This is a genomic window from Scytonema sp. NUACC21 (assembly GCF_054684315.1).
Map to the genome: position 1 here is coordinate 1 of NZ_BAAFZH010000060.1, position 22,832 is coordinate 22,832.

At 43.5% G+C, this 22,832-nt stretch carries 7 protein-coding genes, 5 pseudogenes and 1 CRISPR repeat array; of the genes and pseudogenes, 10 read left to right on the top strand and 2 right to left on the bottom strand.

All coding sequences use genetic code 11. The features are described from left to right. The first annotated feature begins 445 nt into the window (after positions 1-445). From ACYRY3_RS09285 to ACYRY3_RS09295, 3 genes and pseudogenes are all read left to right on the top strand, one after another. Positions 446-1,933, top strand: a complete 1,488-nt coding sequence (locus ACYRY3_RS09285) for an efflux RND transporter periplasmic adaptor subunit (RefSeq protein ID WP_460201405.1) — start codon at positions 446-448, stop codon at positions 1,931-1,933. 107 nt (positions 1,934-2,040) lie between these two features. Further along, positions 2,041-3,312 (top strand): ABC transporter permease, encoded by a 1,272-nt coding sequence (locus ACYRY3_RS09290; protein WP_460201406.1) that lies wholly within the window; start codon positions 2,041-2,043, stop codon positions 3,310-3,312. A gap of 456 nt (positions 3,313-3,768) precedes the next feature. Further along, positions 3,769-5,267: direct repeats of the CRISPR family, unit length 37 nt; unit sequence CTTTCAATTAAATGAAACCCGCTTGCGGGATTGAAAC. Positions 5,268-6,037: 770 nt separating this feature from the next. Beyond that, positions 6,038-7,165 (top strand): annotated as a pseudogene (locus ACYRY3_RS09295) (HlyD family secretion protein); the annotation flags it as partial. Here the strand turns inward: ACYRY3_RS09295 and ACYRY3_RS09300 are convergent. Further along, positions 7,165-9,204, bottom strand: a pseudogene (locus ACYRY3_RS09300) (type I polyketide synthase); the annotation flags it as partial. The pseudogenes ACYRY3_RS09295 and ACYRY3_RS09300 sit on opposite strands and share 1 nt — an antisense overlap. Continuing rightward, positions 9,197-14,323, bottom strand: a pseudogene (locus ACYRY3_RS09305) (acyltransferase domain-containing protein); the annotation flags it as partial. The pseudogenes ACYRY3_RS09305 and ACYRY3_RS09300, both read right to left, overlap by 8 nt. A gap of 3 nt (positions 14,324-14,326) precedes the next feature. Here ACYRY3_RS09305 and nirA point away from each other — a divergent pair. From nirA to ACYRY3_RS09340, 7 genes and pseudogenes are all read left to right on the top strand, one after another. Next, positions 14,327-14,653, top strand: a pseudogene (nirA, locus tag ACYRY3_RS09310) (ferredoxin--nitrite reductase); the annotation flags it as partial. A 102-nt stretch (positions 14,654-14,755) separates the two neighbouring features. Further along, the gene (locus ACYRY3_RS09315) at positions 14,756-16,270 is read left to right on the top strand and encodes a NarK family nitrate/nitrite MFS transporter (protein ID WP_460201456.1); all 1,515 of its coding nucleotides are present in this window, start codon (positions 14,756-14,758) and stop codon (positions 16,268-16,270) included. Between the two features lie 452 nt (positions 16,271-16,722). Next, positions 16,723-18,966 carry a molybdopterin oxidoreductase family protein gene (locus ACYRY3_RS09320; RefSeq protein ID WP_460201407.1) on the top strand — a complete coding sequence of 748 codons (2,244 nt, stop codon included), beginning with the start codon at positions 16,723-16,725 and terminating at the stop codon, positions 18,964-18,966. A 393-nt stretch (positions 18,967-19,359) separates the two neighbouring features. Continuing rightward, positions 19,360-19,815, top strand: a complete 456-nt coding sequence (locus tag ACYRY3_RS09325) for a phosphate-starvation-inducible PsiE family protein (RefSeq protein WP_460201408.1) — start codon at positions 19,360-19,362, stop codon at positions 19,813-19,815. Positions 19,816-20,189: 374 nt separating this feature from the next. Next, on the top strand, positions 20,190-20,792 hold the full coding sequence (locus ACYRY3_RS09330) for a DJ-1/PfpI family protein (protein WP_460201409.1): 603 nt from the start codon (positions 20,190-20,192) through the stop codon (positions 20,790-20,792). 175 nt (positions 20,793-20,967) lie between these two features. Continuing rightward, positions 20,968-21,501, top strand: a pseudogene (locus tag ACYRY3_RS09335) (FHA domain-containing protein); the annotation flags it as partial. A gap of 641 nt (positions 21,502-22,142) precedes the next feature. Beyond that, positions 22,143-22,796, top strand: a complete 654-nt coding sequence (locus ACYRY3_RS09340) for a PadR family transcriptional regulator (protein ID WP_460201410.1) — start codon at positions 22,143-22,145, stop codon at positions 22,794-22,796. Positions 22,797-22,832: the final 36 nt, after the last annotated feature.

The window sequence follows — 22,832 nt, forward strand, 5'->3', positions numbered from 1 at the left end:
CGCGATAGCGTTCGCGGAGCGTGCGCTTTGCGCTTAGCGTGCGTGCCAGCGCATAGGGCGCAAAGGACACAAAGAAACAATAGAAGGAATTTGGTGCAACCTCACAAAGAATTGGTATGGCGAAACTTCGCTCAAAATGTAGATGCATACACTCTCATTGCAACTACGAACTTTTTTTATTCCCCCTTTATAAGTGGGGATAAAGGGGGGTAAATTCAACTTGTGTGTAAACAGTAGCCTGATTCATGGGAAGGTGCTGCAGGAAATGCCGTTCTTCATTTCTATACATCTTCATATGCAAACGGTATTCAATCGAGAAATATTGCAACAGATGATTAAGATTCAAAAAATAGCATCAATCTTGACTGTCTGTTAACCAAAGTATAGTTATTTTAAATCTGGCAGTAGTGTCTTTTGGTAACTGTTTTTCTATATAAAACTAAAAATGACACTTGATACATCAAAACCTGTAGATTCCCCAAAATTATTACAAAATAAACAGGGCAAAAAAAAGAGCGTTACTGATTGGCTGTCTTGGCTACTCATCCCTTTTTTTATAAGTGGAATGAGCTATATTGTTTATCACCAAGTAATAATTGTTCCCCGGCAAGAAGCATTAAGGAGGATTTTAACTGTTCCTGTAGAGAGGCAAAGCCTACCGATAACAGTTTCAGCAAACGGAACCATTAAACCCGAAAGGTCGATTAACATTAGCCCGAAAAATGCAGGTGTGCTAAAAACACTACTTGTGAAAGAGGGAGATGCTGTCAAAAAAGGGCAGGCAATTGCTTACATGGATAACTCTAACCTTCAAGGGCAACTCATGCAAGCCAGAGGGCAGCTTGGACAAACGGAGGCTAATTTGCGAAAATTGATTGCAGGTAATCGCCCTGAAGAAATTGCCCAAGCAAAAGCACAATTGGATGAAGCATTAGCGAACCTGCAAAAGGTTATTGTCGGGAATCGCCCTCAAGATATTGCTCAAGCGGAGGCACGTTTAAAAAGCACTCAAGCTATTTTGAGGAAAGTAGAAGATGATTTTCGCCGCAATCAAGAGCTGTACAATGCAGGTGCTATTTCCCTTCAGACTTTAAATCAAAAACGCGCAGATCGAGACAGCACTCGATCGCAAGTGACGGAAGCACAGGAAGCACTAGCACTGCAAAAAGCCGGGTCGCGTCAAGAAGATATTGAACAAGCACGGGCTGTGGCTAGGCAAAGAAAGCATGCTTTGACACTCTTAGAAGCAGGAACGCGTAAAGAAGATATTGATGCAGCACGTGCTCAAGTGATTTCTGCTCGTGGTGCGTTACAAAATATTCAAACACAAATCAATGACACCACGATTCGAGCGCCTTTTGATGGAATTGTGACGAAGAAGTTTGCTGACCCCGGATCTGTTGTGACTCCCACCACTTCAGCTAGTTCTGTTTCTTCAGCACTGTCTTCTTCTATCTTATCCCTAGCTTCTACAAATCAAGTTGTCACAAATGTTGCTGAAACAAATATTGCTAAGATACGCCTCGGTCAAAAAGTCACAATTAAGGCAGATGCTTATCCCGGCAAAACCTTTGAAGGTCGAGTCAGTCAAATTGCTGCCCAAGCCACAGTAGAGCAGAATGTTACCAGTTTTGAAGTCAAAGTTACAATTCTCTCTGACTCGGAAAAGCTGCTGCGGTCTGGGATGAGTGTGGAAGCTGAGTTTCAAGTCGAGCAATTGAAAGATGCCATAGTCGTACCAACAGCAGCAGTTGTGCGCCGAGACAATTTTACGGGTGTGTTAGTGGCAGGAATTGATAATACACCCGTGTTTACACCTGTTGAGATTGGCGTCACAGTGGATAACTTGACGGAAATCCGGTCTGGTTTAGCAGGCAATGAAAAGGTTTTGCTTGGCATTCCTCAAGGGTTCCAACTGAAGGATAAAGGGTAAAGGATAAAGGATAAAAGTTGTGTTTATTGTTCTTTTCCTGAAGTTTTTTGATAGCTGAATATTTTTCATACTTGATACTTCTAATACTTTATCTTTTCGATGACAATATGGGTCACAAATTTTCTCAGTCCGGAAGTTACCGTAAAGTGGGAATTCTGGAAATCTTTTCAATGGCAGCAGAGGCATTGTGGAGTAATAAATTACGCACGGCATTGACTATGTTAGGTGTGATTATTGGGATTGCCTCAGTGATTTCTATTACTTCCGTTGGTCAAGGGGTGCAAAAGGGTGTTGAAAATGAGATACAGGCTTTGGGTACGAATGTTCTGCAAGTCTTTGCAGGTGCTGCTAGAAACGGAAATATCAGCCAAGGACAGGGGTCTGCAAGCACATTGACTTGGGAAGATGCTATTGCGATCGCAAAGCAAGCACCTTCTGCGGAGGTTGTTTCTGCCTACTTGCAATGGACAGCCCAGGTTGTTTATCAAGGACAGAATACTTCCACAACAGTATACGGTACGGATTTGAATTACCCAGAACTGAGAAATACTTATCCCCAACAAGGAAGATATTTTAATCAGGAAGAACTGGATACGGCTAAGCAGGTTGTTGTTTTGGGTCCAACGGTTCAAAAAACCCTATTTGGAGAAGGTGTTAAGGTTGTAGGCGAAAAAATCAGGATTCAAGGAGATCCTTATAAAGTGATTGGGGTGATGGAAGCTAAGGGAGCTTTGGGTCCAATGGATCGAGATGACCAAGTTTATATTCCCCTGAGCAGTATGTCAGCAAGATTGGTTGGGAGAAATGCGTTATCAAGTGTTTCGGTTGATGGAATTTTGATTAAAGCTGGCGATGGAGAGCAATTAGATGCGGCTGAGTTTCAAGCGACCAATCTTTTGCGCCTGCGTCACAACATTCATCCACCTCAAGCTGATGATTTTAAAATTACCAGCCAAGCCGATATTATCAATACTTTTAGCAGTATCGTAGGTTTGTGTACTGTTATGGTAGTTGCGATCGCCAGCATATCATTATTAGTTGGCGGAATTGGTATTGCTAATATCATGCTGGTTTCCGTTGTCGAGCGAACGCGGGAAATAGGCATTCGCAAAGCAGTAGGAGCGACTTATTCGGTTATTCTGAACCAATTTTTAACAGAAGCGATCGTGATTTCCACAATGGGTGGTTGTATTGGTACCGCAACAGGTGTCAGCATTGCAGCACTAGCAGCAGCTGTGTTCAAGTTACCATTTATTGTTGCCCCTTGGTCAGTTCTTTTTGGTTTCGGGCTTTCCTTTGTAGTTGGATTATTGGCTGGAGTCATTCCAGCACGCGATGCAGCTAAATTAGATCCCATCGCCGCATTAAGAAGTGATTGAGAAGATGTAAGGTGTTACTAACAGCCAAACAAATGTAGGTAGGGCTATGCCGCACACCCTCTGATTAAGTAACAGCCAAACAAATGTAGGGCACTGCCCACCGCCCTCTGATTGAGTCACAGCCAAACAAACGTAGGTAGGGCTATGCCGCACACCCTCTAATTAAGAAGCTGCAAGATGTTACTAACAGCACTGACCTGCGGTTCCAAGCAACCTCGACAGCAACAGACAATAATATTATGATGTTAGGGTAATCTTGCAGCTTTTTTGGCAGGGCAAAGCACGGGCAAAAACCCCCCACCTCCCGCCAAATCGCCAGAACCATGACAATACAATACTTTCAGCGATTAAGGTATGAGCACCAGCCGGTTTGCCAAAGCCTGAAATGGACTTTTAAAACAGTCCCGCCAAAAATGGTCTTGGGAATGGCTCTGTAGTTAGCTTCGGTTGGCTTCCCTTTCAATTAAATGAAACCCGCTTGCGGGATTGAAACTAACGAAACGCGAGGCAGGCAAGTGGCATCTCCCGACTTTCAATTAAATGAAACCCGCTTGCGGGATTGAAACATAGTTGTTTGGATCGAGACACTCAAAGCCTGTACTTTCAATTAAATGAAACCCGCTTGCGGGATTGAAACAAGCTTGTGACTGGCTGTGGCAAAGCAAGCCAAAACTTTCAATTAAATGAAACCCGCTTGCGGGATTGAAACCATTATGTTTTCTTAAGTTTTTTCGATGGCTCCGTCTACACTTTCAATTAAATGAAACCCGCTTGCGGGATTGAAACTTGATTTAAATTGGATAGATAGTGTTACGTCGGTCATCTTTCAATTAAATGAAACCCGCTTGCGGGATTGAAACACGTAAAAGCGATCGCTCACCTGATAGCACAAGACTTTCAATTAAATGAAACCCGCTTGCGGGATTGAAACATTTGTCTCCGACGTTGAATATAAAAGATAGAGGTCACTTTCAATTAAATGAAACCCGCTTGCGGGATTGAAACACGTGCGCGGCGACCAATTGGAGATCCTCGAAGCTTTCAATTAAATGAAACCCGCTTGCGGGATTGAAACTACGCAGGATGCTTCAGGTCAGTGGAAAGTAGAAACTTTCAATTAAATGAAACCCGCTTGCGGGATTGAAACCTTTTGAAGCCATCTCAAAAGCACTTCGGGATCGCTAGACTTTCAATTAAATGAAACCCGCTTGCGGGATTGAAACCTATGCGCCACTTATCATATTCATCGTAAATTACGTTCTTTCAATTAAATGAAACCCGCTTGCGGGATTGAAACACCCGCAACTGTTGCCCATCTCGCAGTTTCGGAACTTTCAATTAAATGAAACCCGCTTGCGGGATTGAAACAGCTTGAAGGTCAACCCGGAAGCGTGGGAACTTTTCCTTTCAATTAAATGAAACCCGCTTGCGGGATTGAAACAGTACCATGTACTTTTTACCAGGGCGATCTGATTTGGCTTTCAATTAAATGAAACCCGCTTGCGGGATTGAAACTTGTTCGTATATGGACACACTAGGATTGGCGCGTTCTAGCTTTCAATTAAATGAAACCCGCTTGCGGGATTGAAACAAATACGCTTTAATTCATAATCGTTAGGACAAACGACTTTCAATTAAATGAAACCCGCTTGCGGGATTGAAACTCCCAATTAGGAGAGATGGTGTATATCTTTCCATCGACTTTCAATTAAATGAAACCCGCTTGCGGGATTGAAACATTGCAGTTACCGTTTTTCATTTCCAAACCCCAACTTTCAATTAAATGAAACCCGTTCGCGGGATTGAAACTTAATTCAAGACACTTTATCTTGGAAACCTAAAGACTTGTAAATAATTGAAACCCGTTCGCGGGATTGAAACGACACTTAAGCGCGATCGCACTAATCTTTCTACTGCGCTTTCAAATTCTTGAAACCCGCTTGCAGGATTGAAACGATCATCCTTCAGAACTCCATTGAGCTATTTTGGACCTTTCAAATTCTTGAAACCCGTTCGCGAGATTGAAATACTGTTTATTAATTTATTTAGCGCGATCGCATTGGCTACTGCTTTCAAATAATTGATACCCGTTCGTGGGATTGAAATCTTAGAACAGTTTTTTTAGCGCAATGTCTAACGTAGGTAGGACTATGCCTTAGCAATTGAACAACGGTGGGCAGTGCCCACCCTACATTATTGATTTCCTGATTTTTTCATCCTTGATACTTTATGGTGTATTGGGTTTCGTTCCTCAAACGCCACTTGCTTCAATGGGGGGAACCCCCACAACGCAGTGGCTCCCCAACCTACGCTGGATACCCATGAGGAGAGAGGTTTTAAAACCCCCATTCCCTTGTAGGGAAGGGGGGCAGGGGGGTTAGGTCGAGACAGTTTACGTGTCTTGGTTTGTTTACCTGAGGTTATTGTTTTTATATTTCTGTGGATGGAAGTATAGACGGACTTTGTGTAAGAGGTGTACTAAAAATCGATATATACTGTGCCACTTTTGTAACTGGTTATCACCGAACTCTTTCGTAAAAGTCATCCATTCAGGTGAAGGCGTATACAAGCATGAAAAAATAGTATAAAGGAAAGTTAAGCAGTATAAACCTGCTTGATGACGGATTGTTGTGGTGTATATGTATTTATCATCTCTCCTTAAGTTACCATAACTTCTAGTCTTTTATAAATTTTGTTAAGTAAAATCAAATACATTAATAGTAATATGACTACATACTTAGAAATTCCTATCATTGGTAAAAAAGTTAAACACCCCTTCCGCTGGGTTATGGGTTTAGCCACGGCTGGGGTCTTGGTTGCAGGTACAGCCACAACATACAATATTGTAGCTAATCGTACAACAAGTCAGCAGGATATTACAGCCCTCACTGTTCCGGTAGCAGCAAAGGATGTCACTTTACGGATTTCTGCTAGTGGTAAAGTCGTACCAGTCCAAAGCGTAAATATTAGCCCGAAAAACTCTGGAACTTTAGTAGAGTTGTATGTTGAACAGGGCGATCGCGTGAAGCGGGGGCAAATTATTGCCAAGATGGATAGTGCAGATATTGAAGCACGCATTCTCCAAGCTCGTGCGAATTTAGCACAATCCCAAGCGCAGTTGGATCAAGCTGTTGCAGGAAATCGCCCTCAAGAAATCGCCCAAGCAAGAGCCCGTTTGGCACAAGCAGAGGCACAACTTGCGGAAGCGAAAGCAGGTAATCGTCCCCAGGAAATTTCTCAAGCTCAAGCTCAAGTGGATGCTGCTAGAGCCAGAGCAATTTATACTACCGAACAGGTAAACCGTTACAAATACCTGGTAACTCAAGGTGCTGAAAGAAGACAGTTATTAGACCAAGCGGTGAGCGATGATAATGCGGCTAAGGCTTCTTTACGAGAGGCTGAGAAACGGTTGGCACTTTTGCAAAGCGGTACTCGTTCTGAGGAAATCGCCCGAAGGGAAGCTGCTGTTTCTGAAGCGCAAGCGTCTTTGCGGCTGTTGGAAAGTGGAAGCCGTAGTGAGGAGATAGCTCAACGCAAAGCTGCTGTTGCTGCTTCTCAAGCCCAACTTAAAGCAGAGCAAGTGAATCGGGATGAAACTATTATCCGCGCTCCTTTTTCAGGTGTTGTGACACAAAAGTATGCCAACATTGGTGCTTATGTTACTCCAACAACCTCTGCATCTTCGAGTGCATCGGCAACTTCTAGTTCTATTGTTGCTGTAGCAAGCGGTGTGGAAGTTTTAGCCAGTATTCCGGAAGCTGATATCGGCAGAATCAAACAGGGGCAGCTGGTAGAAATTGTTGCTGATGCTTATCCCGACCAAGTCTTTAAAGGTCGTGTACGCCTGATTGCCTCTTGAATCATTTGCGCTCTTTTGGCAACCAGAGTAATCGCGTCTTCTAGAGATAACACCCCTGCTAGAGTGGCTGCGACATATTCACCGATGCTGTAGCCAATCATAGCCACTGGACGAATGCCCCAGGACATCCACAATTGAGCTAAAGCATACTCAATGGCAAACAGTGCTGGCTGAGTAAGATAGGTTTGATTCAGTTTTTGTGTAGCGGGATCTGGTGGTTGGGTATCGCGACCAAGCATCTGGCGTAAATCAATACCCGATTTTTCTTTTGTTGCTTCTTGCTTTTCGGTGGTCGAATGAGAAGTAGGATAAATGACTTCTTTAAGGTCAACACTCAACAAAGGTTGGAACAAAGAACAACAGCGATCGAGGTGTTCGCGAAAAGTTGGCTCGATTTGATAAAGTTCAAGAGCCATGTTAATGTGTTGAGTCCCTAAACCAGTAAACATAAAGGCTACGGGGCGCTCATTCGTCTCCTTAGTGGTAGTCAGAACTCGTTTGGGGTTTTGGAGAGCAATTATGGCATCTTGAACGTCTTGACAAATAACCGTGCGCCGATGGCTAAAAGGGTGACGACCAATTTGCAGCGTATAAGCTGTATCCGCAAGGTTAAGTTCAGGGTGCTGTTGGAGGTAATTAACCAAATTTGCAGTTGCAGTTTCTAAGGCTGAATCAGTTTTGGCAGATAGCATCAATAACTGCCAAGGGCGGGATTTTCCAGAGAGTTCAACCGTTGGAGATTCTTCAAGGACGACATGAGCATTAGTCCCTCCAATACCAAAAGAACTAACCCCAGCGCGACGTGGTGTTTCATTTGTTTGCCATGCAGACAGTTCGGTATTAACGTAAAAGGGGCTGTTGACAAAATCTATCTCGGGATTCGGTTCTTCAAAGTACAAGCTGGGTGGAATTTGTTGATGCTTTAGAGCCAAGGCTGTTTTAATCAAGCCCGTTACGCCAGCAGCTGTATTTAGATGGCTGACATTGGTTTTGACCGAACCGATCGCACAAAAACCCTTCTTATTGGTTCTGGGGCGAAACACTTTTTCCAGTGCCCGAATTTCAATCGGATCGCCAAGGGCTGTACCCGTTCCATGAGTCTCGATATAGGTGATTGTTTCCGGATCGAATCCTGCGATCGCTTGTGCTTCTGCGATCGCCTCTGCTTGACCTGTAACACTCGGTGCCGTATAGCTGACTTTCACTGCACCATCGTTATTGATGGCCGAACCTTTAATCACTCCATAGATATAGTCCCCATCTGCTGCAGCATCCTCTAATCTCTTGAGAACAACAATGCCTACTCCTCTGCCAAAAGGACCGCCTTGGGCTTTAGCGTCAAAGGCACGAGTGTGAGCATCGGGAGAAGCTATGCCACCAGGTTGATATAAATAACCCTCTACTTGTGGAGTTTGGACCGCGATTCCACCAGCCAGAGCCATATCGCACTGGTAACTCAGCAATCCTCGGCAAGCAAGATGAACCGCCACAAGGGAAGTAGAACAAGCTGTACCAACGCTAACACTTGGTCCCTTTAAATTTAATTTGTAAGAAGTTCGTGTAGATATTGAATCTTTATCATTGCCAAGGGCAATTTGCATATTTAGCGATTTGAGCAATTCAGGGTGTGAAGCGAGATTGTTAAGCAAGTAAGTACTTAAGTTGCCCCCAGCATAAATACCAGTCAGGTTGTTATCTGCTCTTGGGTTATAACCAGCATTTTCCAATGCTTCCCAAGCACACTCCAAAAAAACTCGCTGCTGAGGATCGAGAATTTCAGCTTCTTTAGGAGAGTAGTTAAAGAATGAAGCGTCAAACATCTCGATGTCTTCTAGCACAAACCCTGCTTTTACATATTGAGGGTCACATAACGACATTGGGTTTACACCTTGTGCCACTAACTCTTCATCGCTGAAAAATGAAATAGACTCCACACCGTCGCATAGATTCTGCCAAAACTGAGCTACATTTTTGGCTCCGGGAAACCGACCTGCCATGCCAATGACAGCTATGCCTTTCAATCGATTATTCATACACCCTCCTTCTTTGCTTCATCAGTTGCATTTCTTCTTCCATAGCTGCTTCTTGCCTCTTGGCACGTTCCTGTGCTTGCTCAAAGGCTGGTTGTTGATTCCGTTTCTGGCTGAAATATCCTGTCAAGGTACTTATAGTGGGATATTCAAATAAGTCACCTGTTGAGATATCACAGTTTAAAGCTACTTGCAGTTTGCTGCGGACTTGCACCAATAGGAGTGAATCACCACCTAACTCAAAGAAGTTGTCATGGACACCGACTTGTTCTCTTCCAAGAAGCTCTTGCCAGATAATAGAGATTTTTTGCTCGATTTCATTTCTGGGGGCAACATAAGCATTACTCAGTTGCGGTCTTGGATATGTTGGTTTGGAGAAATTGTCCTTTTGTATGGTTTCTTGTATGGCTTCCAAAGAATTTGGCGAGCTATAGGTTTGATCCAGTTTGACCGGAACCAAATCATGAGTCGATACCAGAACCTGGGAAAATGTAGTCCCCAGAATGCGGCTAAACGCTTCTACTCCCTCTTTTGGTACTAACCCTTGCAGCAGTAGCTGTCTTTGATATGCATTGGCAGGTGTAGTAGTTTTTCCACTGAGTCCACCGGAAACAAAAGCTCGCGAGTCAGGAAAAGCTGTTGTGATTCTTTGTTGGTCACCCGCTCCTTCTGTAACGATCTGAGTACTTAGAAAATCTTGATTTTGTACAGATACAATAATCTTACCGATATGCTTGGCTCTGGCCATATATTCAAAGGCGCGAACCACTGAATTCATGGGAAAGATTTGATGAGGCAGGGAATTAAAATCTCCGTCGTGGAAATGTTGCACCACTTCGCGCCACAAATCACTAAAGTTAGGAAGTTGCCGATCTACGTTGATAGCAAAGAAGGATAAGCATTTCGCAAAAACTTTTAGACCTAGCTGGCTGTTGTTGAGGATATCACGTTTACCAATTTCGAGAAAGCGCCCGTAGGGTGCTAGAGTCTCTAGGCTTTTGGTCATGAATTCGCCTGCAAGTGAATTCAAAACCACATCCATACCCCTGCCATGAGTGCGTTGCATGACTTCATTGGCAAAACCCAAAGATCTAGAATCAAAGACATGCTCAATGCCCATTGAATGTAAAAACGCCCTTTTTTCTGGGTTGCCTGCTGTGGCAAAGATTTCTGCTCCTACCCACTGGGCAATTTGCACCGCAGCTAAGCCAACTCCACCAGCAGCAGCATGGATGAGAACGCGATCGCCCTGAGTGAGCCTGCCCAATTTTATCAAAGAGTAGTAAGCTGTCGTAAAGGCTACCGGAATTGTTGCTGCCTCAGACAAACTCAGATGTTTGGGTTTAGGTGCAACTGACAAAGCAGAAGTCGTGAGAAATCGGCTAAAGCAGCCGTCGCCTAAGGCAATGACTTCATCTCCGATTTCAAATCCCTCAACACCTTCTCCCAACGCAACTATCTTTCCAGCACACTCCAAGCCGAACTTGAGATCGACATCAGATGGTACAGGAAGCATACCTAGAGCGAGGAGTACTTCCTTGAAGTTGAGACCAGTTGCACTAACCTCTATTTCTACCTCACCTGGATTTGGTTGCTGGCGTAGTCCCCTTTGAAATGTCATAGTCTCTAATATGCCAGGAGAAGAAATCTGCAAACACAAGTTTTGGCTTTCAGGAACGGAAGATTTTTGTTGAGTGGGGCTTGCATCGCTCTCTACCTTCCTCAGAGTATACTCTTCTATCTCGACCAACCCTCTCCCTTGGTCGTCCATAATGGTGATGTTAAATTTCAGAGTATTGTTTTGGGTTTGGTGATTTTCGGTGTATCTGATGTAACTGTATACTTTGGCAGGTAGAGACTCTCTGAACTTCAGTCTTTTATAAGAAAACGGTAAGTAAGCGCCTTCTTCCTTCAAGCTCAAAAAGCCAATGGCATTATCTAATAAGGCAGGATGCAATTTATATGAATTGAGGTCGGTGGCAAATTCTGAGGACAGTTCCAAAATAGCAAACCCTTGATTTGTGCCAAACTCTACCTCCTTGAAGTTATTCCATCTGGAACCGAATTCAATGTGTTTAACTTCAGGTTTACCGTCATCTTCCCTAAGGACAATTTTTTCGTTACACCTAGCAGCAATTTCTTCGATTTTATAATTTTCAAGCGATTCTGCTTCTATACAAGCTATTTCACCAAGAGCGTGTTCCTGCCATTTATCTTCCCTAGAGTTCGATTGGCTGATGATTGAGAATTCAAATTTATCGCCCTGCTTTTTCAAAAGTGTACGAACTTCTTTTTCCTCATCTGCTTCTATAACTAAAGGAGTGATAAAATATGCTTCACGGATTTCTATTGTACAGTTCTGAGCGTGGTTTTCAACAGCGGCTCTAGCCATTTCCAAGTAGGCTGTTCCTGGAAGAGTCGCCTTTCCCATCACTTTATGTTCATTGAGAACCCAATGTTTAATGACACTAAACTTAGAAATATATATTTCTTGCTCTGTTCCCTCTACTATGCATTGCTCAAATAAGGGATGGTTCACTGCTTGAAATTGAGGTTTGGGAATATCCTGGGTTTGGGCAAATTGCTTAATTGCTTCTGCTGCCATACCCACTTCTTGCCAAGCAGACCAGTTGATAGATACGGTGAATATACCATCTCGATTGGTCTTATAGTGAGCAAAAATGTCGAGAAAAGCGTTGGCACTAGCATAATCTACCTGCCCAAATTCGCCTCGTATCGCAGTCATTGAAGAACACAGGACAAAGAAATCTAGCTGAGTGCCTTGGAAAATACTATCAAGAACCAGTGTCCCTTTGACCTTAGGTGCTAAAATACTTGCTGTCATTTCCGGCGTTTTTCGCTGAATCACGCCACCTGCGGGAACTCCAGCAGCGTGGATCGCACCGTTGAAGTTGCCAAAGTGTTCCTGCGCCTTTTGAATCGCCCAAAGCATTTGTTCATGGTTGGTGACATCAGCGCTGACTACCAAAACTTCTGCACCTACTTGTTCAAGTTCTTGCACTTTGAGAATCTTGCGGCTGGTGCTGTCTTGCTCGTCGTGATGAGTCAGCCACTCACTCCACTTGTCTCGTTCTGGAAACTCCGAACGTCCTACAAGTAGCAGTTTTGCTTGTACTGTCTTTGCCAAATGTTCTGCTAGTGTAAGTCCAATTCCTCCTAGTCCACCTGTGATTAAATAGACTCCTTTTTCCCTTAATCTTAGTGTTTTTGCGGTATCTTTATCCAAACGGATAGGTTCAAAGTGTTGTACCCAGCGATGATTTCCCCGATAGGCGATCGCCCTTGGTGGGGCTGAGTCCTGCGGACACGCTACGCGAACGCCCATCGCTGAATCAGAGGATAAAGCTTCTAACTCGTTGAGCAACTGGTCTATAAGTTTCTCGCCTTGCCAACTTTTTGCTGACGGGGAAATCACAATATCAATACTACGACAACTGATGCCAGGATATTCTTGTGGAATGACTTTAACAGGACCAATGACGGTTGCCTTTTCTGGACACAGCACCTCTTCACCTGTTACTTCCTGCATATTGTTGGAGATGACTGCTATATGCAGTTGCTTGGTAAGGTCTTGTTTTCCAAGTGCCTGAGCGAGAAATAGCAGACTGTAGAATCCTAAATCTTCAGCTTTGTCAACTGCTGCTAGATTTAATTCTGCATTATCAACAGGCGTGACATTCCATAAATGCACAATCGTGTTTGGGAACTTGTTTTGTGCTAGAAGTTCCTTGAGCAAAGCATCGTAGTCATCCCTTTGTTGAGGATTTAAGGTGTACTTGCTATCGCTCAGTTTTCTCAACTTCGATCCTACACTAACAGCGATCGCATCCCGACCTTCCAGTGCAAGTCGCTTCACTAATTCTTCGCCCAAGCCGCACTCATCGGTAAACACAAGAGTACAAGACAAAGCCGATTTTTGGCTCTTGTGCTTTTCGGGTAGTGGAGAGCGTTTCCATGATGGTACGTAAAACCAATTGCCAATGTCTGACTTTTTACCAGGTAGAGAAGAGGACAATGGCTCTACACTCGTCTTGACGGTTACGGCTGGTTTTTGGGCATGAATCCAATAACGCTGGCGCTCAAAGGGATATGTTGGTAAGGGGAGACGATGACGGCGCTCATTGGCATAAAATCCTAACCAATCTACCTGTACTCCATACAACCAGAGTTTGCCTAGTGTGTTCAGTAAAAACGCCACATCTGACTGTTTTTCCCGAGGATGCCGTAATGAACAGAGTGCTGGGGAATCTGAATGCTTTTGAGCAAAAGTACACAAACTGCGTCCCGGTCCGACTTCCAGTAGAATGCGATCTGGCTCTTGCAATAATGTAGAAATGCCAGTAGCCAACTGCACGGGTTGCCGTAAATGTCTCGCCCAGTAATTCGGATCTGTGGCTTGTTCTGCTGTTATCCAGGTTCCTGTAACGTTGGAGATAAAGGGAATTTGTGGAGGATTTAGCTTGACTTTTTTAACTTCCTTAATGAATGGCTCAATGATGGGTTCCATCATTTGCGAATGAAAGGCGTGGGAGGTATGCAGACGGCGACACTCTACACCTAATGCTGTGAGTTGCCCATGAACTGTGTCTATAGCTTCATGAGTTCCTGAAACTACGCACAAAGAAGGAGCATTGCTAGCGGCTAAAGATAAATTTTCATTTAGTAAAGTTTTAATCTCTGCTTCTGTTTGTGAAACTGAAAGCATGGCACCTGCTGGAAGTTGTTGCATCAGTCGCCCACGGATAACAACCAGAGTCAAAGCATCTTCAAGTGACATGACACCAGCAAGGCAAGCTGCGACATATTCGCCAATGCTATGACCAATCATTGCCTGGGGAGAAATCCCCCATGACATCCATAATTTAGCGAGAGCATACTCTATTACAAATAATGTAGGCTGAGTGATGGCAGTTTGTTGTAGTTTTTTTGCTGCGGCTTCTGACTCAGCCTCGTTGGCATAAATCAGTGAACGCAAATCCAGCCCCAAATGAGGTTGGAGCAATTGACAGCACAAATCCACCTGCTCCCTAAAGATTGGCTCACTTTGATAAAGTTCTTTCCCCATATCCACAGACTGAGCGCCCTGTCCGGGGACCATGAATACGAAACCAAAAACCGTGCTTTGGCAACGGTTAAAGCATTGGAAATGGAGTTAGAACTGACTCATCCTGTAAGAATACACTGGACTGGGTGCCCTAACTCCTGCGGGCAGCCACAGGTTGCAGACATTGGTTTAATGGGAACCAAAGCTCGCAAAAATGGTAAAGCAGTGGAAGGCGTTGACATATACATGGGTGGCAAAGTTGGTAAAGAAGCCCATTTGGGGTCTTGCATTGCTAAGGGTATTCCCTGCGAAGACTTACTACCAGTCCTGCGCGAACTGATGATTGAACATTTCGGTGCTCGCTTGCGAGAAGCAGCTACAGTTTAATGTTATTTGTCCGGTGTCATTTGTCCTTTAGAACTACAACTAACGCTGGACAAATGACCGATGGCAAATGACCCTTCACAACAATATTTTTGGTTTTTTACCATGCTCAAAGGACTATTTTCGCTTCAAGGTCGCTACCGCATTCTGCATCAAACTTGGTTTGCCTTCTTTCTCACCTTTGTTTGCTGGTTTAACTTTGCTCCCTTCGCTACAACCATTGGGAAGCAACTCCATCTTGCACCAGAACAAATTAAAACCTTGGGTATTTGTAACCTTGCTTTAACTATTCCCGCACGTATTATCATCGGTATGCTTCTGGATCGTTTTGGTCCGAGGATTACCTACTCATTGCTGCTGATGTTTGCAGCCGTCCCCTGTTTGGCGACAGCGCTGTCACAAAATTTTCACCATCTCGTACTCAGTCGCCTGCTCATGGGAATTGTTGGTGCGGGGTTTGTTGTGGGTATTCGGATGGTATCGGAATGGTTTCCACCAAAGGATATTGGAATTGCCCAAGGTATTTATGGTGGTTGGGGTAACTTTGGTGCTTTTGGAGCTGAGTTTAGCTTACCCCTGATTGCGGTTGGCGCAAGCTTTATGACAGGTGGTGCTTCCAACTGGCGCTTTGCAATTGCCCTGACAGGAATTGTTGCTGCAATCTACGGCGCAATCTACTACAACAGCGTCCAAGATACACCTCCTGGTAAAGTCTATAAAAAACCCAAGAAAAATGGTGCTCTAGAAGTTACCAGTGTCAAAAGCTTCTGGGCAATGATTCTCTCTAATTTCGGTTTGATTTTTGCCTTGGGTTTGCTTGCTTGGCGTTTGGAACAAAAGAATGTTCATTTTCTCAATCAGACCCAAATGTATCTCATTTGGATTTTGTTAGGGGGCTTGTTTGCCTACCAATCCTACAAAGCTTGGTTGGTGAATAAAGAACTTCTCATTGGCAAGAAAACCTATGCTCCTTCAGAACGCTATCAATTTAGTCAAGTTGCTTTACTTGAATTAACCTATGTCACTAACTTTGGGTCGGAACTGGCTGCCGTTTCCATGCTGCCTGCATTTTTTGAAAAAACCTTTGGCTTAGAGCATGTGGTAGCTGCAATGATAGCTGCTAGTTATCCCTTCTTAAATCTCATTTCCCGTCCCAGTGGAGGGTTAATTTCTGATAAATTTGGCTCTCGCAAATGGGCAATGACAATTATTACAGTTGGTATTGCTGTAGGCTATTTCATGGCTCATTCTATTAACAGCAGTTGGCCGCTGCCATTAGCGATCGCAGCCACTATGTTTGCTGCCTATTTTGCTCAAGCTGGTTGTGGCGCTACCTATGGTATTGTTCCTCTCATTAAGAAAGAAGCTACCGGACAAATTGCAGGCAATGTAGGAGCATACGGCAATTTTGGAGGCGTAGTTTATCTGACAATTTACAGTTTAACCAACCCTGCAACACTATTTGCCACAATGGGTATGGCTGCTATGGTTTGTGCTTTCTTGTGTGCCTTCTTCCTGAAAGAACCAAAAGGCTCTTTTGCTGCTAATTACGAAAGTGAATCATCAGAAACAGTCCCTCAAAATTCTGCCCAAAAGACTACCATATTAGCGGAAGAATAGGGGATCTTCAATCTTGTATGCTCTCTGCCCACAGGCTGTCAGTTTGTGGGTGATTGTTGTTTTGACAATATTAACAAAGTGAAGTTATATCTGACAAATAAATTGGAAATATATCGGCAAAAATCATCATAATTATCAGAAAAATCAAACAAAAAAATCTGAAAAAAGTATCCTGGAGAACTTTTTTATTATTGCTAGTAGTATGTAATGAATTAGTAAGAATTAAAAGGAAAGTTACTTTAATTTAAACAGAATCGATTTAGCAAATTTTAGTAACTTAAATTTTCGGGTTTCTTAGTTAGCAGTTCAAAGATTTTAATAATGACAATCAAATATCAAGAACTGCATGAGAACAAGCGCAACTTTTCAGAATAGTGAGTTAGTGGTTAATTTCCCACTAACTACTAACCAATAACAGTATTTAAACAATTAATAAACATGGTGCAATGACCATGACTGAATTTACCAAAACTCTTTGTCCTTACTGTGGTGTTGGCTGTGGGCTGGAAGTTTCGCCCCCAGCACAACCGGGAAAAGCAACTCATAGAGATAGTCAAGGAAATCCTATTTGGCGGGTACGGGGAGATAAAGCCCATCCATCCAGCCAAGGAATGATGTGTGTTAAAGGGGCTACAATCGCAGAATCTTTGGATAAGAATAGGCTGTACTACCCGATGGTACGAAATTCCTTGAGTGAGGAGTTCCGCCGTGTCAGTTGGGATGAGGCTTTTGACATTATCGTCAAGCGCATTCAAACAGTGCGTTTTACTCAAGGTCCTGAAGCTATATGTATGTATGGTTCCGGTCAGTTTCAAACTGAGGACTACTATATAGCCCAGAAACTGCTCAAAGGATGTCTGAGTAGCAATAATTTTGATGCTAATTCGCGCTTGTGTATGTCTAGTGCTGTGGCTGGATATATTCAAAGCTTTGGTTCGGATGGTCCCCCCTGCTGTTATGACGACCTAGAACTCACAGACTGTGCTTTTCTTATAGGCACCAATACAGCTGAATGTCACCCGATTATTTTTAATAGGCTCGCGAAATACCACAAAAAGAATCGAAAAGTCAAAATGGTTGTGGTCGATCCCCGTCGTACCCCAACAGCAGAAGCAGCAGACTTACATTTAGCCATTCGTCCTGGAACTGATATTGACTTATTGAATGGTATTGCTCACTTGTTAATGCGTTGGGGCTATATTGATGCGGGATTTATTGAGGACTGTACCAGTCATTTTCCTGCATTTGCTGAGGTGATTCGCCATTATTCTCCAGAAGTGGTGGCGAATCAATGTGGGATTAGCGTTGAAGATTTAGAAACAGCAGCACGGTATTGGGGTGAATCTCAACGGGTACTGTCTTTGTGGTCAATGGGGGTGAATCAATCCTCAGAAGGAACGGCTAAGGTCAGAACAATTATCAACCTCCATTTGATGACCGGACAAATTGGCAAGTCGGGCGCAGGACCCTTTTCGCTGACAGGTCAACCCAACGCTATGGGAGGACGGGAAGCAGGTGGTTTAGCACACTTGTTACCAGGATATCGATTGGTGAAAAACCCCCAACATAGGGCAGAAGTTGAGGAGTTTTGGGGACTCAAGCCAGGGCAAATTTCGCCAACTCCGGGTTTAACAGCTTGGGATATGATAACTGGGTTGGAAAATGGTTCTGTGGGAATATTATGGATTGCTGCAACAAATCCTGCCGTAAGTATGCCGGATTTGGAAAGAACTAAAGCAGCGCTGTTGCGATCGCCTTTTACAATTTACCAAGACGCCTATTATCCAACAGAAACTGCAGCTTATGCTCATGTTCTGTTGCCAGCTGCCCAATGGAGTGAGAAAACTGGTGTCATGACCAATTCCGAACGGAGGGTAACTTTATGTCCTGGGTTCCGTCAACCACCAGGAGAAGCTAAAGCAGATTGGGAAATTTTTGCTGAAGTTGGCCGCAGGCTTGGTTTTATCAAGGAATTTGCCTTTGCTAATTCAAAGGAAGTTTATTCGGAATTTGTGAAACTGACTCGCCATCGCCCCTGTGATATGTCAGGTATCAGTCACGAAAGGCTTCAGGCTTTTGGCCCAGTTCAATGGCCATGGCCGGAAGGGGCTATGGGGACAGGGAGACAGGGAGATAAGGAAGGAATTGCCGCTTCTTCAGCAAAGCGTCTGTACACTGACTTTCGCTTCCACACCCCAGATGGACGTGCTCGGTTTGCAGCTTATCACTCACGAGGATTGGCGGAACCTCCAGATCCCAATTATCCTTTTGTGTTAACAACGGGTCGGCTTTACGGACATTGGCACACCCAAACACGTACAGGTCGAATTGAAAAAACTCGCCAGATGCATCCCGAACCGTTTGTTGAAATTCATCCCCGTGATGCTGCGACTCTCGGTGTGGAAGATAATCAATTTGTAGAAGTGCGATCGCGTCGGGGAAAAGCCAAGTTCCCAGTCAAAGTGACTCGGGCGATCGCACCGGGTACATTGTTTGTCCCCATGCATTGGGGAGCATTGTGGGCAGACAATGCTGAAGCCAATGCCCTCACCCACCCAGAATCCTGCCCTGACTCCTTACAACCAGAGTTAAAAGCTTGTGCAGTGCAGATTGTTCCAGTGCTTGTAAACTTTGCGGTTCAAGGGACTACATTTGGTGGGGCTTTAAACCCTCAAATGGTGCGTACTACTGATTGATACTCCTATTCCCCTCTAATATTACCAATTGTTGTAGGTGAGCATATAGTAGTTGTAGGGTGGGCATTGCCCACCAATAGCTAACGTGTGGTACAGCCCTACCTACTACTGTGCTGATGGCTAGCGGTGCTCTTGCCATCAGCCATTTCTATAGGTAGCATTACTTATTGGTTATCAATATCTCAATCAAAGTAACAAGACAGAACGTAGAATCATAGAGTAAGTTATGGCACTTCCCTAGCTTTAGCTCTAGAAAGGAAAAACACTATCATGCAATATAAGTAAATTGGCAATCTATACTTGTGAGTTTTCTAGCTCGATAAATCTATGAATTTTTTCTTTTTGCATTTTACTTTTTGCATTTTACTTGTTACTAAGATATGGTTGCTGCGTATGAAAAGATCTATCAAGCAAATTAAAGAATCTTTTAGAGATGAAAACTTCATGCATGCCATTGAACATGTAGAAGTCATAGTTTCTAAAGTTTTATCCCTTTTAATGGTATTAGTTATTTTTGTAGCAATTGGTGATTTAGCAGTATTCCTTCTTAAGGAACTCTTTGACACACCTTATGGCAAATTTAATACAACATTGTTTAAGATTTTTGGTTTATTCTTGAATATTCTCATTGCTTTAGAAATCTTAGAGAACATTACCGGTTACCTGCGAAAACACGTTTTTCAAGTTGAATTAGTTATTGTCACTTCTTTAATTGCTGTAGCCAGAAAGATTATTATTCTCGATTTGGAAAAAGTTACGGGTATTGATATTATAGGTTTAGGAGTGGCTGTTCTTGCTTTATCCATCAGTTATTGGATCATTCGTACTAGTACTAGGCAGAAAAGTTAAAGAGCGAGTTAACGGACACAAATTTTTTAACCACAGAAAAAACCAGGATTGTATACGTTTTAAGTAATTGACCTCTTCTCCAGCTAAAAGCCTCACTCTGCTAACGTTGTCAAAAAATTAAAGGTTATAGTTATTTTTACATTCCAAAACACATAGGTGATACGGGATAGGATCAATTAATATTGACTTAATAAGCTGTCCCGTTTACAAATTATATATTGTGAACCAAATGACTGTCGTTATTTCATTGTCCTAGTTTCTTTATATGGAAAATGGTCAATGACTAATAACTGATGACGATTTTTATGACGCACTGTACAAGTCCTGTGCGTAACAGCTTATTAACACATAAGTAAAAACAGGGGATACCGGATATGGCTGCTAAAAAAATTCTGATGCTTGTGGGAGACTATGTAGAAGACTATGAAGTTATGGTTCCCTTCCAAGCATTGCAAATGGTAGGACACGCGGTTCATGCAGTTTGCCCTGACAAAAAAGCTGGTGAAAAAGTCAGAACCGCAGTTCACGATTTTGAAGGAGACCAAACTTATAGTGAAAAACCAGGTCACAATTTTACCTTAAATGCCAATTTTACGGAAGTCAAAGCTGAAAACTATGATGCCTTGGTGATTCCTGGAGGACGCGCACCAGAGTATATCCGCCTGAATCCAACAGTCCTGGAGATTACCCGCGACTTTGCTAAAGCAAATAAGCCAATTGCTGCCATTTGCCACGGGTTACAATTATTAGCAGCTGCTGATGTTCTGCAAGGGAAAAATTGTACTGCTTACCCTGCTTGCAGCCCAGATGTACATCGTGCTGGTGGTACTTTTGTAGATGTCCCTGCTGATGAGGTGGTTGTTGATGGTAATTTAGTGACTGCGCCAGCTTGGCCTGCCCACCCTCGTTGGTTAGCAGCATTTCTCAAGGTTCTCGGCACTAAAATTGAGCATCTCGAACTGGCATCTGTAGATTAAGTTTTGCGATTTTATCCTTAATTAAGGCAAGTTTTCAGAATATTGGTACCATACCGCTTGCGATTTATCCACGAAGTAGGTCAAATTGTATTTAGCAATTTTGTCATTAGGTGGTTATGGTTCCGTTTGATTGCCGAATTATTTTAGATAATAGATTAAAACACCCTGTAACTCGATGACAGGCAAAAACGCAAGACAGAAAGCAATTCTGCGGCAAGTGTCTGGTAAAGCAGCAACTTTTGTGTCAGAAGTTCAACACTCGCTGCTTCCCAGTCAAGAAGTCGTAGTTGGACGTGACCCCAGTTGCCAAGTTGTTCTAGATGCCATGAGGTATCGCATGGTGTCTCGTCGCCATGCGGTTGTTCGTCCTCTCTCCTCATCTCCAGACGCAGCATGTACCTGGGTAATATGTGATTTGAATAGTGCTAATGGCACTTATCTAAACGGACAACGGTTGCAGGGTTGTCAGCAATTGATGCCAGGAGACCGCATCAATCTAGGTCTAGATGGACCAGAATTTATATTTGAGTACGAGATTAATTATCAGAATACACTCATTTCCTCAGCTGGTGCAGGACCCTTGCCCCCAGCAAATCAGTATCAAACACCGACAGCTCATTTCAACCCCGGTCCCGCACCAAGCCAAGATTATCTCAGTTTCACTCAACTGTTTCCCATTATTTCTACTGGTAAAGATTTAACTCGTAGGGTAAGGAGCGCGGATGGGTCGGGTGCTAAAATTCTCCTCAAGCCTTGTGGTACAAGGAATTCAGCCATTTTTCTAGAGTGTTCTTTTTCCACACCTACCCATCCGCGAATTAGGGGAAGAAAATCGTGTCTTTGCGTCAAAGCATACCGAATCAGAAGATAAACGGGTTAAAAACGTTATTAAGTACTTTGTCTCAGCCCGCTCAAACAGGAAACAGTCTACCGATACTACAGCCTATACATATATATCTATTATAACTTCATTTAAAGTTTGGCATCTCTTAGTTGCAAATAGATTTATACACGAAGAACAAAAATGGAACTTGTCAGTAATAGGCAGTACCAGCTTGTGAAGAATATGTAAGTTTTAGAGTCTGCTTGAGGTGAGCGCAAGAGAAATAATCGCACAGCGATCGCACAGCTAAAGATAAATAACAACAGCGGCACGTTGTTGTCACCAAGAGCTGCTGGGTCATACCATTTTTGGCAAGAACGTTGTCACGTTGGCTCAATCGGTAACATCACTCACAAGTCAGTAGTTTACTGTATGTAGAATTTGTGATTGACAAATCCGATATATCGCGATATTTATTTAATAAATAACGATATATCGTGATACGTCAAAAACACAAGGATCTAAATATGTTCAAACAATTTCATCCACGTTTTCCCTTGCCAGCATGGGCAGGAGAAGAATCTGGCAATCAATTTTTCATGAGTAGGCGACACGGACGTAGAGCTTCCTCAATCGCCGACATATCAACCGAGATTCCTGGCAATCAATTTTTCATGGCTGGGCGACATGGAGGCAGAGGTTCGTCTGGTGGTGGTTGGGGAGATGGACCTCGCACCCGTCGTGGTGACATGAAATTCATTTTGCTTGGGCTTTTATCCGAGCGTCCCCAGCACGGTTATGAATTGATTAAAGAACTCGAAACCCGTCGAGGAGGCTTTCACCGCCTTAGCCCAGGTTCTGTCTATCCAACACTCCAGATGTTGGAAGAAGGTGGATATCTGACCAGTGAGCAAGTTGATGGAAAGCGTGTTTACACGATTACAGACAGTGGTAGACAATTCTTGAGCGATCGCAAAGAGCAGGCTGATTCAGGAAACAGTCATGACAGTTTTATGGAAAGCAAGCCTTCTGAATTGATTGAGTTGCGGCGCACCTTAACGGAGTTGAATGATGCTGTCACACACATTGCACGCAGTGGCAATTTGGAGCAAGCTTTGCGAGTACGCGATCTGCTTGTTCAGGTAAAGCGTGAGATTTACAAGTTTCTTGCAGAACAGTAAGACAGGGGTGGGCAATGAATCTTTAGTTGACGAATC